The 15,637-nt window shown below is 70.7% G+C and carries 16 protein-coding genes; 8 read left to right on the forward strand and 8 right to left on the reverse strand.

Annotation, left to right across the window (positions count from 1 at the left end; genetic code table 11):
- The first annotated feature begins 139 nt into the window (after nt 1-139).
- Nucleotides 140-1,636 carry an LVIVD repeat-containing protein gene (locus tag ACTMVF_RS17305; RefSeq protein ID WP_441271928.1) on the forward strand — a complete coding sequence of 499 codons (1,497 nt, stop codon included), beginning with the start codon at nt 140-142 and terminating at the stop codon, nt 1,634-1,636.
- Here the strand turns inward: ACTMVF_RS17305 and ACTMVF_RS17310 are convergent.
- From ACTMVF_RS17310 to ACTMVF_RS17325, 4 genes are all read right to left on the reverse strand, one after another.
- Complete coding sequence (locus ACTMVF_RS17310; protein WP_441271929.1) at nt 1,624-2,310, reverse strand: TetR/AcrR family transcriptional regulator; 687 nt, start codon at nt 2,308-2,310, stop codon at nt 1,624-1,626. The genes ACTMVF_RS17305 and ACTMVF_RS17310 overlap by 13 nt on opposite strands.
- A gap of 169 nt (nt 2,311-2,479) precedes the next feature.
- The gene (locus tag ACTMVF_RS17315) at nt 2,480-3,190 is read right to left on the reverse strand and encodes an HAD family hydrolase (protein WP_441271930.1); all 711 of its coding nucleotides are present in this window, start codon (nt 3,188-3,190) and stop codon (nt 2,480-2,482) included.
- 67 nt (nt 3,191-3,257) lie between these two features.
- The gene (locus ACTMVF_RS17320; RefSeq protein WP_441271931.1) at nt 3,258-3,929 is read right to left on the reverse strand and encodes a phosphatase PAP2 family protein; all 672 of its coding nucleotides are present in this window, start codon (nt 3,927-3,929) and stop codon (nt 3,258-3,260) included.
- 137 nt (nt 3,930-4,066) lie between these two features.
- Complete coding sequence (locus tag ACTMVF_RS17325; protein WP_441272091.1) at nt 4,067-4,606, reverse strand: DUF5134 domain-containing protein; 540 nt, start codon at nt 4,604-4,606, stop codon at nt 4,067-4,069.
- A 156-nt stretch (nt 4,607-4,762) separates the two neighbouring features.
- Between ACTMVF_RS17325 and ACTMVF_RS17330 the strand changes: the two genes are divergently transcribed.
- Together ACTMVF_RS17330 and ACTMVF_RS17335 are read left to right on the forward strand one after the other, a co-directional pair.
- Nucleotides 4,763-6,214, forward strand: coding sequence for an FUSC family protein (locus ACTMVF_RS17330; RefSeq protein WP_441271932.1), 1,452 nt, complete (start codon nt 4,763-4,765; stop codon nt 6,212-6,214).
- Nucleotides 6,211-6,747, forward strand: a complete 537-nt coding sequence (locus ACTMVF_RS17335) for a MarR family winged helix-turn-helix transcriptional regulator (RefSeq protein WP_441271933.1) — start codon at nt 6,211-6,213, stop codon at nt 6,745-6,747. The genes ACTMVF_RS17330 and ACTMVF_RS17335 overlap by 4 nt, the downstream gene beginning before the upstream one ends.
- A 15-nt stretch (nt 6,748-6,762) precedes the next feature.
- On the opposite strand, the gene ACTMVF_RS17340 is transcribed toward ACTMVF_RS17335, so the two are convergent.
- Together ACTMVF_RS17340 and ACTMVF_RS17345 are read right to left on the reverse strand one after the other, a co-directional pair.
- The gene (locus ACTMVF_RS17340; RefSeq protein WP_441271934.1) at nt 6,763-7,527 is read right to left on the reverse strand and encodes a VOC family protein; all 765 of its coding nucleotides are present in this window, start codon (nt 7,525-7,527) and stop codon (nt 6,763-6,765) included.
- A 225-nt stretch (nt 7,528-7,752) separates the two neighbouring features.
- Nucleotides 7,753-8,145 (reverse strand): VOC family protein, encoded by a 393-nt coding sequence (locus ACTMVF_RS17345; RefSeq protein WP_441271935.1) that lies wholly within the window; start codon nt 8,143-8,145, stop codon nt 7,753-7,755.
- A gap of 70 nt (nt 8,146-8,215) precedes the next feature.
- On the opposite strand from ACTMVF_RS17345, the gene ACTMVF_RS17350 reads away from it, so the two are divergent.
- A complete protein-coding gene (locus ACTMVF_RS17350) occupies nt 8,216-8,767 on the forward strand; it encodes a GNAT family N-acetyltransferase (protein ID WP_441272092.1) in 552 nt (183 codons plus the stop codon).
- 19 nt (nt 8,768-8,786) lie between these two features.
- On the opposite strand, the gene ACTMVF_RS17355 is transcribed toward ACTMVF_RS17350, so the two are convergent.
- The gene (locus ACTMVF_RS17355) at nt 8,787-9,470 is read right to left on the reverse strand and encodes a glycerophosphodiester phosphodiesterase (RefSeq protein WP_441271936.1); all 684 of its coding nucleotides are present in this window, start codon (nt 9,468-9,470) and stop codon (nt 8,787-8,789) included.
- Nucleotides 9,471-9,869: 399 nt separating this feature from the next.
- Here ACTMVF_RS17355 and ACTMVF_RS17360 point away from each other — a divergent pair, with 399 nt between their 5' ends.
- Genes ACTMVF_RS17360 through ACTMVF_RS17370 form a run of 3 tightly spaced genes read left to right on the forward strand, consistent with a single transcriptional unit; the run spans nt 9,870 to nt 13,119 of the window.
- Complete coding sequence (locus tag ACTMVF_RS17360; protein ID WP_441271937.1) at nt 9,870-11,267, forward strand: DUF6421 family protein; 1,398 nt, start codon at nt 9,870-9,872, stop codon at nt 11,265-11,267.
- Nucleotides 11,264-12,052, forward strand: coding sequence for an SDR family NAD(P)-dependent oxidoreductase (locus ACTMVF_RS17365; RefSeq protein WP_441271938.1), 789 nt, complete (start codon nt 11,264-11,266; stop codon nt 12,050-12,052). Before ACTMVF_RS17360 ends, ACTMVF_RS17365 begins: the two co-directional genes overlap by 4 nt.
- The gene (locus ACTMVF_RS17370) at nt 12,049-13,119 is read left to right on the forward strand and encodes a threonine aldolase family protein (protein ID WP_441271939.1); all 1,071 of its coding nucleotides are present in this window, start codon (nt 12,049-12,051) and stop codon (nt 13,117-13,119) included. The genes ACTMVF_RS17365 and ACTMVF_RS17370 overlap by 4 nt, the downstream gene beginning before the upstream one ends.
- Before the next feature lie 209 nt (nt 13,120-13,328).
- Here ACTMVF_RS17370 and ACTMVF_RS17375 read toward each other — a convergent pair whose 3' ends face one another.
- The gene (locus ACTMVF_RS17375; protein ID WP_441271940.1) at nt 13,329-14,699 is read right to left on the reverse strand and encodes a hypothetical protein; all 1,371 of its coding nucleotides are present in this window, start codon (nt 14,697-14,699) and stop codon (nt 13,329-13,331) included.
- A gap of 197 nt (nt 14,700-14,896) precedes the next feature.
- Here ACTMVF_RS17375 and ACTMVF_RS17380 point away from each other — a divergent pair, with 197 nt between their 5' ends.
- Nucleotides 14,897-15,469: a transglutaminase domain-containing protein gene (locus ACTMVF_RS17380; RefSeq protein ID WP_441271941.1), complete on the forward strand. Its 573-nt coding sequence runs from the start codon at nt 14,897-14,899 to the stop codon at nt 15,467-15,469.
- The last annotated feature ends 168 nt before the right edge of the window (nt 15,470-15,637 follow it).

The following is a 15,637-nucleotide window of genomic DNA, read 5'->3' on the forward strand; positions in this document are numbered from 1 at the left end:
ACGTCGCCGTGGCGAGGGACCCTTGGCGCAACGGTGTCCGCGTTACAGGTTCATTGCCCCCTATTGATATGCGCATGACGAGGACGATACTCGGGCTTGCGTGAACCGTTCCAGTGCGAACGGACCAAGGGAGGAAACAGTGATCCTGTTCAGTAATCCCCGAACACGGCGCAGACGCCTGGCAGTCACCGCTGCCGCCGCCGGACTCCTGGCCGCGTTGCTCACCGCGCAGCCGGCCGCCGCGATCCCCGACCCGGGGGACGGCCCTGTCGCGGAGCAGGAGGTCTCCGAGAGAACCCGGGCCGAAGTGCGGGAGGCTCTCGCGAACGGCGAGATACCCGGTCAGGACGAGATCGTCCACTCCGACAACATCAAGCACGTGGCCAACGTCCCCAAGGACGTGCTGGCCGGCACCAATTCGGACCTCGCCTTCCAGGGCGACTACGCCTTCGCCGGCAACTTCGACGGCTTCCGTATCTTCGACATCAGCAACCCGAAGGCGCCGAAGACCATCGCCCAGGTCCTGTGCCCCGGCTCGCAGAACGACATCTCCGTCTCCGGCAACCTGTTGTTCCTGTCCACCGACTCCTCGCGCAGCGACAGCAGTTGCAACAGCACCACACAGCCCGCGACCGAGAAGTCCTCGTGGGAGGGCATGAAGGTCTTCGACATCAGCGACAAGACGAACCCCGAGTACGTCGCCGCGGTCGAGACCGCCTGCGGCTCGCACACCCACACGCTCCTGCCGGAGCGCAGGAACGTCTACGTCTACGTCTCCTCGTACGCCCCGAACGCCACCTATCCCGACTGTCAGCCCCCGCACGACGGCATCTCCGTCATCAAGGTGCCGCGATACGCCCCGGAGAAGGCGGCGGTCGTGAACTTCCCGGTGCTCTTCCCCGGTGAGGGGCCGGACGGCGGCGGCAACCCGGGCCCGCCCACGGGCGTCCGCAAGACCACCGGCTGCCACGACATCACGGTGCTGCCGTCGAAGGACCTCGCCGCGGGTGCCTGCATGGGCGACGGCATCCTGCTGTCCGTCGAGGATCCGGAGCATCCCAAGGTCATCGACTGGGTCAGGGACGACGTGAACTTCGCGTTCTGGCACTCGGCGACCTTCAATCAGAAGGCGAACAAAATCGTCTTCACCGACGAGCTCGGCGGCGGCACCGCGGCCACCTGCAACGCGCAGATCGGCCCGAACCGCGGTGCCAACGGCATCTACGACGTCGTCGGCAAGGGAGACAAGCGCAAGCTCGTCTTCCGCAGCTACTTCAAGATCCCCCGCCACCAGGCGGACACCGAGAACTGTGTCGCCCACAACGGCTCGCTGATTCCGGTCAAGGGCAAGGACATCATGGTCCAGGGCTGGTACCAGGGCGGCGTCTCCGTATGGGACTTCACCGACTCGGCCGACCCGAAGGAGATCGCCTACTTCGACCGGGGCCCGCTGACCACCGACACCATCGGTTCGGGCGGCTCGTGGTCGGCGTACTACTACAACGGCTACATCTACTCGAACGAGTTGGCCAGGGGCTTCGACGTCCTGAAGATCGACGACCGGCGCACGGACCAGGCCCGCTGGGTCAGGATGCGCGAGCTCAACGTCCAGACCCAGCCCGACTACTTCGACTGACGGTCCGGGCGGCCGGGGGCAGCCCCGGTCGCGAAAAAGCGCGACAGATCCGTGTCGCACGTCCCGCCGGGCACGCCACCCGTGTCCGGCGGGACTCCCATCTCCCACTCCAGCCCGTAGCGCTTGAACAACTCGGCGCGCAGCACCGGCACGGGCATCGGCACGCCGGGCACCAGCGCCGAGAACACCGCGCCCATGAGCAGCGCGCGCAGCATCGGGTAGTCGGCGTCGACGTCCCGCGAGCCGTACCGTACGCAGGTGTCCCGCAACAGCTCGGCCAGGCGCCGCTGGTCCGGGCACTGGAAGAAGCCCTCGGCCTGCAGGATCCCCGCCATGTGCTGGCGCATCAGCACGGGCCGGTCGCGGGCCAGGCCCAGGACCGCGTCGATGGCCCGCGCCATCCGCTCCCGGCCGTCCTCGGCACGCGGCTCGCGCTCCAGCGCCTCCTCCAGCGTGCGGTGCATCAGCCGGTGCACGGCGGCCTGTACCAACTGACGCTTGCCGGGGAAGTAGTACGACACCAGACCGCGCGCCGAACCCGCTCTGTCCGCGATGTCGCCCAGCGTGGTGGCCTCGTAGCCGCGCTCGCCGACCAGTTCCACCGCCGCCTGCAGAAGCCGCTCCCGGGAACGCCGCCGCAACTCTTCATTGACCGAGGCGCTGCGCGGGGACATGCTGTAACTCCTGCGTTGACTGGCTGCCAGCCAACTATACTCAACGCATCCGGCCCGGGCCTCGATACGACCTGGTCAGGGCTGCCGCCTGCCTCGGGCGACGCGGGGGATCGTCCGAGGCCGGTGAGCGCCTCGGGGTGGCGGCCCGAGGCCTGTTGTCCCTGTGCGGTCAGCGCCCGTTCGCCCGCGCGGCGCTCACGAGATCCAGCACCGGCCGCAACGCGTCCGGCCGCTGAGCCGCCGGCAGATGGTCCACGAAGTGCACGGCGCAGCCCAGGGCCGCCGCACCGCCGTCCGCCCGCCGGTTGTCGCCGACCATCACCACGTCGCGCGGATCGGCGTCGAGTTCCGCGCAGGCGGCCGCGAAGAGCCGGGGGTCGGGCTTCTGGATGCCGTGCTCGTACGACAGCACATACGTGTCCACGTACGGATCGAGTCCGTGCTCCCGGAAGACCGGCCGCAGATCCCAGCCGATGTTGCTGACCACCCCGACACCGATGCCCCGCTCGCGCAGCGTCCCCAGTACCTCGGCGGCGTCCGGGTACGGCGCCCACGCGGCCGGGGCCATGTGGCGGTCGTAGAGCAGGTCGTGCAACCGGTCGTCCGGGAGCGGCACATGCCGGGAGAGCCCGGTGTAGGCGGCCCGGTGCAGCTCCGCGCTCTTGTCCCGGACCCCCCACACACTCGCGACGTCCTCGGGCAGCCAGGAGGGATCGGCCCCGCCGGGCAGCGCCCCCATCGCCTCCAGTGCCTGAGCCGCCTCCACCAACTCGGCCTCGGCAAGCTCCATCCGGGCCTCGGCGAGTGTTCCGCGCAGCCAGGACTCGGTGGACTCGACACGGAAAAGGGTTCCGGAGAAATCGAACAGGACTGCGGTCATGGCGCGGATCCTACGGGGCCACGTCCCACCGCGCCGGAAGATCGCCGCAACGGCACACGTGGACGGTTCAGCTCTGCCGACGGGCGTGCACCCGCACCGCCAGCACCACGACCAACGCGCCCAGCAGCCAGCCGCCGACGACGTCCGTGGCCCAGTGGACCCCGAGCCACACCCGGGTCAGACCGACACCGGCCACGGAGATCGCGGCCACGGCGGCGGCCGTACGCCGCAGGGCGCGTTCGGCGCCGTAGTGGTGCAGGAGCCACAGCATCAGGCCGCACACGACCGTGGCCGTCATGGCGTGGCCGGAGGGGAAGGCGGCGTAGTGGGCGGAGTCCACGGGGTCGGGCCACACAGGGCGCGGTCGGTCGACCACGGCCTTCAGGGTCTGCTGGATCAGTGTGGCGAGCGCACATGTGGCCACCAGCCATACCGCCGTCCAGCGTGCAGCTCTGCGCCACACCAGCCAGATCGCGACCGCCGCGGTCAGGATGCGCATGGTCCACGGATCCCAGACCCAGTCCGTGAGGATGCGGAAGGCGTGGGTGACGCCACTCTCATCGACCGCCCAGCGGTGCGTGGTCTCGGCGATGTCGCCGTCCAGGGTCATCAGCGGGTACCACCGGACCGCGACCAGGGCGAGCAGCAGCGCGGAGCACAGGGCCAGGCCACCGGCCCAGCGGGTGGTGCCGCGCTCGGCCGGCGGACGGGGCGGGGACTCGACGGACTGGGTGTGCATACTGCGATCCTCGCCGACCGACGGGGCGAGAGGCCAATGGGGGGGTGGGTTTGCGACGCCCGCCACAGGCAGTAGCCGGTTCACCCTCTATGGCGTCTGCGCTTGTTGGGGGTGTCCGAGGTCTGCGGAGCGCCGTTTCAGAGGGTCAGCAGCATCGCCACCATCGCGATCCCCATGGACAGCCGGCAGGCCCGCGCCAGCTCCGGACGGTCGCCCCATCCGACGGCCCCGCCACCGGCGGCCACGGGCACCAGCCGGGCGCCGGACAGCAGGACGTACCCCATGAAGTACAGGAGCAGAGCACCCGTCACGAGCGGGACGCCGGAACCGCCGTGGCCGCCGTCGTGCCCGGGTGAGGCGGCCATCGCGACCGCCATGTAGACCATGGCAGAGGCTCCCACCAGATGGTGCAGATGGTGTGTGCCCGCCCGCGCCGACCACAGGGCGTGCAGGGCGGCCGCGCCGAACACGGCCGCGTAGGCGGGCCAGGCCCACGACGGCGGCGTGAACGCCGCGGCGGGCACCGCCATCGCGGCCATGCCGAAGCCCATCAGAGCCTCGCCGCCCGCGGCCCGGCGCTGCTCCTCGACGCCGCTGCGCATCCGCAGCAAGCAGTAGGCCCCGGTCGCCGCACACAGCGCCACCAGCAGCCAGCCGTGCCAAGCCGGTCCGTGCACGCGCACCCCTCCCCGCTCGACGGTCTCGGACAGTCCGTCGATGCCCGGGCCGTGCGGTGCGCACGCGAGCGCAAGGATGTACACGGGGAGCATTCGGCGGAGCACGGCAGGTCACGCGCATGTTTTACGAGTAAAACACTTGCTAAGGTGATAGCCATGAAACTGGTGACCGGTACGACGACTCGCCTTCCGCTCGCCGGAGTGCTGCGCCTCGGACGGCCCCCGGAGATCTGGTTCAAGCCCGCCCTGAGCGTGGTCGTCGCCGTCGCCCCGCCCAACCTCGCCCTGCTGGTGCTCGGCCGACTGGACCTGGCGATGTACACGATGGCCGGTTCCTTGTGCGCGCTCTACGCCCATAACCGCCCCTACGCCGCCCGGGCCCGGGCCCTGGCGTGGGTCGTGCTCGGCATGCTCGGTGGTCTCGCCTGCGCCCTGGTCGCTGCCTCCCTCACCGCCGATGCCGTCGTACTGGTCACCACGGGCGCGGTGCTGGCCGCCGCGCAGAAGCTGCTGTGCGACGCGACCCGCATCGGTCCGCCCGGCAACGTGGTGCTCACCTTCATCAGTTCCGCCGCTCTGTTCGCCCCGCAGTCCCTCGACCGTATCCCCGGCCACCTCGCGCCGGCCGCCGCGGCCGGCGCCTGGGCCTGGCTCGTCGGCATGGCACCCGGCCTGCTGCGACCGCACGGCCCGGAGCGCCGGGCCACCGCGGGTGCCCTGGAGGCGGCCGCCGTGTACGCCGAGACGGGTGGCACGGGCGAGGACAGCGCTCGGGCCCAAGCCACCGCTGCCGCCGTCGTACAGGCCGCACGGCAGTCGCTGCACTGGGCGGGCCGCCCCTCCGAGACCCGCCGCGCCCTCGAACGCCTCGTCGTCCGCGCCGAGGTCGCCCTCGCCGCCCCGGCCGACGCCGACCCCGGGCTCCTGCGCGGCTGGGCCCGGCAGGTGCGCGGCAACCGGCCTGTGCCGGAGGTCGACGACCTCGCGGGCATCGGCACCGAACTCGCCTCAGTCCCGCGCCCGTTGTGGCGCCGCCTCGGCCCTTTCGCCCCGCTCGCCGTACGCACCGCCCTCGGCTGCGCCCTCGCCGGTTACGCCTCCCTCGCCCTGGGGATCGGCCGCCCCTACTGGGCCCTGGTCACCGCGGCATCCCTCTACCAGGCCAACCTCACCCTCACCTGGGGTCGTGGCGTCCAGCGGGTCGTCGGCAACCTGCTCGGGGTCCTGCTGTTCGCCGCGCTGGTCCCCCTCGCCCACACCGGCGAGGTCGCCCTCGTCCTGTGCTGTCTGGCGCTCAACTTCGGCGCCGAGGCGCTGATCGGCCGCAACTACTGGCTCGGCAGCGTCTGCGTGACCCCGATGGCACTGCTCATCACCGAGTTCACCGGGTTCCAGGAACCCGGGCTGCTGATCACCGAGCGCGTCGCGGACACCCTGGTCGGCGCGCTCGTCGGTCTGGTCGCCGCCGTGGCCGTACCCGAGCGGCGGTGGCAGCGGGTCGTGCGCACCGAGCGGACCGGACCCCGTACGCTCGCGGCGACGGGGCGGAGTCAGGGACCGCGCCCGGACCAGCGCACAGACAACACGACGGAGGGCGTACGGCCATGACGGGGACCAACGGCGGGCCGACCGGGACGAGACAGGACACGGTGGCCGCCGTGGTCCGGCAGTGGCAGGCCGTCCATCCCGACCTGGACACCGCCCCCATGGAGATCATCGGCCGCATCAACCGCTGCGCCGCCCTCCTCCAGCAGGCCGAGGACGCCCCCCTGCGCCGGGCCGGGCTCAGCCGCCCCGAGTTCGACCTGCTCGGCGCGCTGCGCCGCACCGGCCACGAACTGACCCCCAGCGAACTCGCCCGCGAGACCTTCTCCTCGGGCGCCGCCGTGACCAAACGCCTCAAGCAGCTGACCGAACGCGGCCTGGTGGAGCGCCGCGGCGACACCCGCGACCGGCGCGTCGCCCACGTCCGCCTCACGGACGCGGGCCGGGACCTTGTCGACGGCATCCTGCCCGAGCAACTCGCGTACGAGACCGCCGTACTGTCCGGCATGGACTCGCAAGGGCAGGGCGAACTTGCGGTTCTGCTCAGCGAGTTGCTCGGCCGGCTGGAAGGGCGGCTGGGGGCGCTGCGCGGCTGACCGGATCGGGGCCCGTCACTTCTCGTCGGCTGCCCGGTACACGCCGAACATCGCCCCCTGCGGGTCCCGCAGCACGGCGATGCGCGGTCCGTCGGGGACGGAGGTGGGCTCCATGAGGGCGGTGCCGCCCGCCTGAGTGGCGTCCGCGGTCGTCGTGTCCACGTCGTCCACGGCGAAGTACGGCAGCCAGTGCGCCGGCACCTCGTGCGGGAACTTGTCGTCCATCGTCACCATGCCGCCGAAATCGGCGCCGTCGATGCCCCACTGTGTGTAGTGCTCGGAGGCGTTGACGCTCCAGCCGAACACCGTCGTGTAGAACTCCACCGCCCGCTCGGGCCCCCGCGTCAGCAGCTCCACCCAGCCCAGCGAGCCGGGCGCGCCGAGCAGCCCCGCGCCCGGGAAGGCCCGCGCCTGCCACAGCTGGAAGGCCGCGCCCGTCGGGTCCACGGCCACCGCGAAGCGGCCCACGTCGAACACGTCCATCGGACCGACCAGCACCGACCCGCCGGCCTCCGTCACCCGCGCGGCGGCGGCGTCCGCGTCCGGCACCGCGAACGACACGTTCCACGCCACCGGCTGCCCCTCCTGGTACAGCGGCGTCAGCGCGGCCACCGCCGCGTCCCCGAGATGCGCGATCGTGTAACCGCCAGCCTCTTGGCGGGGGTCGGTCTCGGCACGCCAGCCGAACAACCCCTCGTAGAACCGCTTCGCCGCGGCCAGGTCGTCGGACCCGAGCTCGGTCCAGCAGGGCCCGCCGGACACCGGCTTGTCGAGCTTCATGGCGCTCCTTCCACACACGGACCCCTCCAGCACGCTAAGCCCCGCGCCGACCCCCGGCCAACCGGCCAAACCCCTGGAGCGGGCGCTGCCACCGCCGTACGTCTGCTGCCCTACCGGGCGGACGACACCGCCCCACACCCTGGAGCACTGGCTACTGGGGCAGACCGCCGACCGGCTGGGCCTGGGCGGCGTCGACCGTCTGCCGGGAAGACCGTCCGCAGTGAGTCAGATCCCCGGCCGGTACCGCAGTGGATGATCCGCCGGCACCTCCACCAGCACGATCCGCGTCCCGTCCGGATCGGCGATCCACATCTCGACCAGCCCCCACGGCTCCTTCACCGGCGGCCGCACGATCTCGACGCCCTTGCCCCGCAGCTCGTCGTGCGCCGCCGCCACGTCCTCGACCTGCAGCCACAGCCGGACGGCCGGGGACGGCGGGGACTCGGAGCGGCCGGAGACCTCCAGGAAGCCGCCGCCGAGGAAGTACACGGTGCCCCGCTCCGGCCCCGTGCCGAACTCGCGGTAGACGGCGAGCCCCAATTGCTCGCCGTAGAAGACGCGGGAACGCTCGGGGTCGGCGGGCTGGAGGAGGGTCCGTCCGCTCAGTACGTGCACCATGCGGCCGGAGCCTAGTCGCGCGTTACGCTCAGGGATGCCCGACCCGCGCCCGAGAGTGGAGATGCGCACCATGGAAGCCGCCGCGACGCCCGCCGCCACCGAACTCACCTTCCGCGAGGCCACCGACGCCGACGTGGACACGCTGGTCGCGCTGATCGAGTCCGCCTACCGCGGGGACTCCAGCCGGTCCGGCTGGACGACGGAGGCGGACATCCTCGAAGGGCAGCGGACGGACCCGGAGGGCGTGTTGCAGGTCATCAAGTCGCCCGACAGCCGGCTGCTGACGGTCGAGCGGGACGGGCAGATCGTCGCCTGCTGCCAGCTCGAACACCGCGGCGACCACGCCTACTTCGGGATGTTCGCGGTCAGCCCGGCACTCCAGGGCGCGGGCCTGGGCAAGGTGATCATCACGGAGGCGGAGCGGCAGGCTCGCGAGACGTGGGGCGCGACCGAGATGCACATGACCGTGATCTCCGTACGGAACGACCTGATCGCCTGGTACGAGCGGCGCGGCTACCGCCGTACGGGACGGATGACCCCGTTCCCGTACGGCGACGAGCGCTTCGGCATCCCGCAGCGCGACGACTTGCAGTTCGAGCTGCTGGTCAAGGAGCTCGCTTAATGGTTCCGCCCGGTGGCGACTAGGCCGTGAAGCGGCCGGTGCGTTTGATCTCCGGGTAGTCGGTGGTGGCGCCGTCCAGTTGCAGGGCCCTGACGAGACGCAGGTGGTCCTGGGTGTTGACCACCCAGCCGATGATCCTCAGGTCCGCCTTGCGGGCGTGCTCCACGACCTCCAGGGTGAGCCGGCGGATGTTCAGGCAGACCGTTTTCGCGCCGACCGCGACGGCGCGGTCCACGATGTCGGTGCCGTAGCGGCTGGCGATCAGCGCGGTCCGTACCCCCGGCACCAGACGGGCGATCTCGGCGACCGCGTCGTCGTGGAACGAGGACACCTCGACCCGGGAGACGAGGTCACGTCCGGTCATCACCTCCGCGAGCGCCCGAGCCGCCGCGACGTCCTTGATCTCGGCCTGGAGCGGCGAGCGCACCGCCTCCAGGACCTCTTCGAAGACCGGGACGCGCTCGCCGCGGCCCGCGTCCAGGGCGCGCAGCTCGGCGAGGGTCTTGTCGGCGATCGGGCCGGTGCCGTCGGTCGTGCGGTCCACGTCGGTGTCGTGCATGACGACGAGGGCGCCGTCCTTGCTCAGGTGGAGATCGAGTTCGATGCAGTCGAGGCCGGCCTGCTGGGCGGCGACGAAGGAACGGAGGGTGTTCTCGGGTTCGACACCCATGACTCCGCGGTGACCGATGGTAAGGAAGTTCAAGATTCAACTCGCTTCCGTCGACGGCGGCTCGGCGTATGCGCAAACCGGAGCGGACTGTTCGCGCGGCAGTGCCGCAGCCTAGTGGCCCCGACGCGTGATGAACCCCACGTGTACACCGGGTTTGCGGCGGTGGTCATGGCGTGCCTGGATCGCATCCCCTCCCGTGGTCACCCTGGGGTGGGCGAGTCCCCCAGGGATTGACTGCCCGCCGCGGGCTTCCGCGCCGTCGGCCCTCGTATGCCCAGGCGCGGTCGGGGTATGCGCCATCTCGGTGACCAACAGGAAAAAGTGCGGTGACCATGGACGTGGGCAGGATAATTTCCGGAGCCTCCTCTTGCTGGGAGAAACCTCGTATGTATACGGTCTGCTTACGAGAGGTTCTCCCGTGGAGGATGGGACATGACGGAAATTCTTGTGCAGGCGGCTTCGGAGGAGCAGGTTCCTCCGGCGACCAGGGTGGTGGAGCACCCGGCGTGGCCGGTGCTCAAGGATGCCGTGGAGCGGATCCGGCCATGGCAGTCCAAGGACGGGTCGATCGACTTCGAGGCCGAGGGCGCGCCCGAGCGCGCGGACGCCGAGGCCGCCGTACGGCGTGTCGTTGAGGCCGTCGAGGAGCTCTCCGCGCTGCTGCCGCACGACGCCGACTATCACGCGGCCCTCATGAAGGACCTCCAGCGCTGGGCCGAGGGCGGCTTCGAGGTGCCGGACTTCCTCGACTCCCTGCTGGCCTTCCAGCCCGCCGCGAACCGCGCGGACGGCCTCCAGCACCTGGTCGTCTTCCCGATGTACACGCAGAACGGCAACCCCGACCGCAACCTCGAGGCGGTCGTGCTGCGCATGGTGTGGCCGGACTGGCTGGCCGAGCTGGAGCGCACCCGCTACGACAACCCGCTGTTCTGCGGCATCAAGTTCGAGGACTTCACGGCGGGCTACGACACCAACTCCGCGGTGCTCTTCCCGGAGACCATCGCCGTGCGCGAGGCTCCGGAGCGGTTCAGCTGGGGCGGCATCTTCTGCGACCGCGAGGCCGCCCGCTTCCGCCGCGTCACGGACGCCGCCGTCGACATCCTGGGCCTGGAGCTGCCCGAGGACATCGCGGCGATGGTCCACGACCAGAAGCGCTGCGAGGAGGCCTTCGTGCTGTGGGACATGGTCCACGACCGCACCCACAGCCACGGCGACCTGCCGTTCGACCCGTTCATGATCAAGCAGCGCCAGCCGTTCTGGATGTACGGCCTCGAAGAGCTGCGCTGCGACCTCACCGCCTTCAAGGAGGCCGTGAAGCTGGAGGCCGAAGGCGTCTCGCAGGCTCGTGACGTGCAGTTCGCGGTGCTCTTCGACCGCATGTTCCGCTTCCCGGTCACCGGTGAGCGCGTCCGCAACTACGACGGCCTCGGCGGTCAGCTCCTCTTCGCCTACCTGCACAAGCACGACGTCGTCCGCTGGACCGACAACAAGCTGTTCATCGACTGGCAGCGCGCCCCGCAGGTCACCAACCAGCTGTGCGCCGACATCGAGCAGCTGTACCGCGACGGCATCGACCGCCCGAAGCTCGTCCACTGGTTCGCCGGCTACGAGCTGGTCTCCACCTATCTCGCCCCGCACCCGGGATCCCGCTGGGCCAAGGGCCCGGACGCCCTCGATCTGACGCAGCCGCCGCGCAAGCTCGTCGATGACGTGCTTCCGGACGAGTTTCCGCTGAGCATGTTCTATGAGGCCCTGTCCAAGAAGCTCAAGAACGTGATCGCCTCCACCAAGGGCATCACGGCGGACAGCGCCGAGCGGGTCGCCGCATGAGCGACCGCACCACCACTGCTCAGGAGGCGAAGAAAATGGCGGGGAACGGAGCTCTCAGCGGTGCGGTGATCGCGGTGGCCGGCGCGGGCGGGCCCGCCGGCCGGGCGGCGCTGCTGCGGCTGGCCGAGGCGGGCGCGACCGTCATCGGCTCGGACAACGACCCGGAGCGGCTCGCCGAGGCCGTGGACGCGGCGAGCTACGCGCACGGCGGTGCCACCGTCGTCGGGGACACGGTCGACCTGCTCGACCGCGAGGCGACCCGTGACTGGGCCAACCGCATCGAGAAGGACTTCGGCCGCGTCGACGGCCTGGTCCACCTGGTGGGCGGCTGGCGCGGCAGCGAGACCTTCGTCAAGACGAGCCTCGACGACTGGGAGTTCCTCGAGCTGCTGCTGATCCGCACCGTGCAGCACACCTCACTGGCCTTCTTCGAGGGCCTGCAGCGCAGCGACCGCGGACGGTATGTGCTGATCAGCGCCGCCGGCGCCTCCAAGCCGACCGCGGGCAACGCCTCGTACGCCGCCGCCAAGGCAGCCGCCGAGGCCTGGACGCTCGCGCTGGCCGACGCCTTCCGCAAGGCCGGGGGCCCCGAGGGGCCGACGTCCGCGGCTGCCATCCTGGTGGTGAAGGCGTTGGTGCACGACGCGATGCGTGCCGAGCGACCCAACGCGAAGTTCGCGGGCTTCACGGACGTCAAGGACCTGGCCGATGCCGTCGTGGGCGTCTGGGACAAGCCCGCCGCCGAAGTGAACGGAAACCGTCTGTGGCTGACCGAGAAGCCGTGAACCCTCCGAAGACCGACGCCCGCCGCCATCACGACCCGGACGTCCGCGGTTTCGCCAGTGACAACTACGCCGGCGCCCATCCGGAGGTGCTCGCCGCCCTGGCTCTGGCCAACGGCGGGCACCAGGTCGCCTACGGCGAGGACGCGTACACCGAGAACCTCCAGAGGATCATCCGCAGCCACTTCGGCGCCACCGCCGAGGCGTTCCCGGTCTTCAACGGCACCGGCGCCAACGTCGTCGCGCTCCAGGCGGTCACCGACCGCTGGGGCGCGGTGATCTGCGCGGAGAGCGCGCACATCCACGTCGACGAGTGCGGGGCGCCGGAGCGGGTCGGCGGGCTCAAGCTGCTCACCGTACCCACGCCCGACGGCAAGCTGACCCCCGACCTGATCGACAAGCAGGCGTACGGCTGGGAGGACGAGCACCGGGCGATGCCGCAGGTCGTCTCGATCACCCAGAGCACCGAACTCGGTACCCTCTACACGCCGGACGAGATCCGCGCGATCTGCGAGCACGCCCACGCGCACGGCATGAAGGTGCATCTGGACGGTTCCCGGATAGCCAACGCGGCCGCCTCCCTGGACGTCCCCATGCGGACGTTCACCAACGCGGTCGGCGTCGACATCCTCTCCCTCGGCGGCACCAAGAACGGCGCGCTGTTCGGCGAGGCGGTCGTCGTCCTCAACCAGGACGCCGTCAGCCACCTGAAGCACCTGCGCAAGCTGTCCATGCAGCTCGCCTCCAAGATGCGCTTCGTGTCGGTGCAGTTGGAGGCCCTGCTCGCCAAGGACCTGTGGCTGCGCAACGCCCGCCATGCCAACGAGATGGCCCAGCGGCTGGCCGAGGGCGTCCGCGCCGTGCACGGCGTCGAGATCCTCTACCCCGTGCAGGCCAACGGCGTCTTCGCCAAGCTCCCGCACGACGTGAGCGAGCGCCTGCAGAAACGGTTCCGGTTCTACTTCTGGGACGAGTCGGCGGGCGTCGTGCGCTGGATGTGCGCCTTCGACACGACCGAGGAGGACGTGGACGCGTTCGTGGCGGCGCTGAAGGAGGAGATGGCGCGCTAGGGCCTGTCGTCAATTCCCGCCTGCCCCGCGACGCCTGGCACGCACTCTCGCCGCACCGGGCGAAAGCCCACGTACGCCCAGTACGAGGACTTCCGCCCGGCACGCCGAGAGCACGCGCACCAGACGCCGCGGGGCCGCCCTTCGGGCGACGACGGGAATTTGACGACAGGCCCTAGGCCATCTCCTCCTCGGCGGCCGACTGTGCCGGTTCAGCCGTTGACGACGATCCGCGCGCTGTTGTTGCGCAGGTTCGGGTCGAACTTGCGGATGGGGAGCTCCGGGTCGTCGTTGAGGGTCTCGACGGTGGCGCGCGCCCCGCGCACCACCTCGTCGATCCGCAACCGCACGTCGAAGGTGTGGGACGCCTTGTCGTGCAGGTAGTGCGGGGTCCGGCAGTAGTACGTCGTGACGGACGGCCCCTCTTCGGACGGCGGCTCGGCCCCGCACTCCTCCTCCGGCAGGCCGACCACCGTGGTGCCCTCCGGCGCCTGGAACCGTACGGTGGCCACGGCCGCGCCCGCGCCGAGCGAGGCCACCCATGCCGGGCCACGGTTGTGGACGGTGATGCCGGCGGTCACGGTGTCGCCGGCGGCTCCGTGCACCCTGCTGCCGGTCAGCTTGAGGTCGGCGGTGTTCCTGGCGTCGAGGAGCACGGACCGGTGGTTGTCCGAAAGGTCGAGGTCCTCCTCGCCGGCCGCGGCCCGCTGCGCCGCCACCGGGCGCAGGTTCAGCTCGGGGCCCGTTCCCCGGGTCCACGTCGCGTCACCGCGGGCCTCTTCCAGCGCCTTGTCCGAGTAGGGCAGGACCGAGTGGTCGAACCTCTCGTACAGCGCCTTGCGCCCGACGCCGAGCGCGGTCACCAGCTCGTACCGCCCGCCCGGGGCCACCGCCTCGTCCAGCACGCACAGCGCGGACGTACCCCTGGCGTGCTCGCTGTACTCGCAGTTGGAGTGCCGCTCCTTGAAGCGCAGTCCGTACGACGCGTCGACCCACAGCAGCGTGCGGTCCACCGGGCGGTTGCCGCTGTTGCCGACCGTCGCCCGTACCCGGGTGTTCGTGCCGGGCGTGAGGTCCCGCTGGTCCTCGGCCTGACTGAGCCCGAGGTCGGGGCCGTCGGCCAGGGAGATCCGGGTCTCCTGCGGGAACGCCGTCAGGTCGCCTGCGGTGGCCTCGTAGCGTACGTACCCCCACGCGTCGAGGTCGGCGTCCGGCAGGGCCCGTAGCCCGAGCTGGGCGACCGTCACACTGTCCGTCCCGGCCGGCATCGCCGGGACGTCGCAGACTGCCATGACCGGAGTCTGCGGCATGCAGTTGCCGGGCCAGGACACGGTGGCGAAGAAGGCGATCTCGCCGGCGTCGACGGTCAGGCGGCCGGCGGGCACATCGTTGTCGGTGTTGTCGTGGGTGACGCGTACCTCAAGGGCCCGGTCGGGCACGGCACCACCCGCGTCCGGCCCGGGCAGCACCGTCTCGGACGGCGCACTGATCCACAGCTGGTCGGACGAGGCATGCACGGGCCCGGCCCCGACCGCGGCCAGGGCACAGCCGGCGACCGCGGCTCCGAGTAGACGATGCTTCATGACTTCCCCCTTGTCGACGCTCCGTCGGAGACCAGACCCGCGGCGCGGGGGAGGGGGTTGTAGGCGGGCGTCAGGTTGCGGCGATGTTCAGCCGTTTTCGAGGCACTACGGTCACCGCGCCCTGAGGACTGCATACCTATGCGTTTGATGGAAAATAAATTGACCCGTGTCCGGACTGGCGCATACGCTCAGCTGCCATGCAGATGATTCAGCAAACCGCCGACCTGTCCGCGTACTTGGCTGCTGACGAGGTGATCGACCATCACCATCCGCTCGTCCGCAAGACGGCTGCCAGGCTCGCCGACGGCGTGGCGGACTCGTATGAATATGCGCGGGCGGCGTTCGAGTTCGTGCGGGACACCATCCCCCACTCACAGGACTCCGGCGATCTACGCGTCACCTGGCGCGCCTCCGACGTCCTGGAACAGGGCACCGGCATCTGCTACGCCAAGGCCCACGCGCTCGCCGCGCTGCTGCGGGCCGAGGACATCCCGACCGCGCTGTGCTACCAGAAGTTCGAGGTGGTGCACGGCCTGGTCGCCGTGCGTTTCAACGGCGCCTGGCACCGGCAGGATCCGCGGGGCAACAAACCTGGTGTGAACGCCCAGTTCTCCCTGGACGGCGAGCGACTGGCCTTCGAGCCCGACCCGGCGTCAGACGAGAGGGACTATCCGCTCCTGTACGCCGCCCCTCACCCGGTCGTACTCGACACCCTCAAGGCTGCCCCCGACCGGCCGCATCTGTGGCAGACACTCCCTGCCGCGCTCTGAAGGTCAGCCCCGGGGCGCAGATCACGAGCCTCCCCAACCGGGGGCCCGGCAGCGCCCCAAAGGGGCTCGGCGCTGTATCGATATGCGGCTCCGCCGCGTGGGCGCGACCAGCCACGACGGCGCCGCAGCCGACCGACGACACTTCGCGGCACTTACCCAGCGGAGCGC

The sequence above is a fragment of the Streptomyces sp. SD31 genome, assembly GCF_052068475.1.
In the GTDB taxonomy this organism is placed as follows: Bacteria; Actinomycetota; Actinomycetes; order Streptomycetales; family Streptomycetaceae; genus Streptomyces.

Bases quoted from the DNA above. Each gene is read 5' to 3' on its own strand.
- ACTMVF_RS17310 (WP_441271929.1), bottom strand. From the start codon at position 2,310: ATGTCCCCGCGCAGCGCCTCGGTCAATGAAGAGTTGCGGCGGCGTTCC.
- ACTMVF_RS17315 (WP_441271930.1), bottom strand. From the start codon at position 3,190: ATGACCGCAGTCCTGTTCGATTTCTCCGGAACCCTTTTCCGTGTCGAG.
- ACTMVF_RS17320 (WP_441271931.1), bottom strand. From the start codon at position 3,929: ATGCACACCCAGTCCGTCGAGTCCCCGCCCCGTCCGCCGGCCGAGCGC.
- ACTMVF_RS17330 (WP_441271932.1), top strand. From the start codon at position 4,763: ATGAAACTGGTGACCGGTACGACGACTCGCCTTCCGCTCGCCGGAGTG.
- ACTMVF_RS17335 (WP_441271933.1), top strand. From the start codon at position 6,211: ATGACGGGGACCAACGGCGGGCCGACCGGGACGAGACAGGACACGGTG.
- ACTMVF_RS17340 (WP_441271934.1), bottom strand. From the start codon at position 7,527: ATGAAGCTCGACAAGCCGGTGTCCGGCGGGCCCTGCTGGACCGAGCTC.
- ACTMVF_RS17345 (WP_441271935.1), bottom strand. From the start codon at position 8,145: ATGGTGCACGTACTGAGCGGACGGACCCTCCTCCAGCCCGCCGACCCC.
- ACTMVF_RS17350 (WP_441272092.1), top strand. From the start codon at position 8,216: ATGGAAGCCGCCGCGACGCCCGCCGCCACCGAACTCACCTTCCGCGAG.
- ACTMVF_RS17360 (WP_441271937.1), top strand. From the start codon at position 9,870: ATGACGGAAATTCTTGTGCAGGCGGCTTCGGAGGAGCAGGTTCCTCCG.
- ACTMVF_RS17365 (WP_441271938.1), top strand. From the start codon at position 11,264: ATGAGCGACCGCACCACCACTGCTCAGGAGGCGAAGAAAATGGCGGGG.
- ACTMVF_RS17375 (WP_441271940.1), bottom strand. From the start codon at position 14,699: ATGAAGCATCGTCTACTCGGAGCCGCGGTCGCCGGCTGTGCCCTGGCC.
- ACTMVF_RS17380 (WP_441271941.1), top strand. From the start codon at position 14,897: ATGCAGATGATTCAGCAAACCGCCGACCTGTCCGCGTACTTGGCTGCT.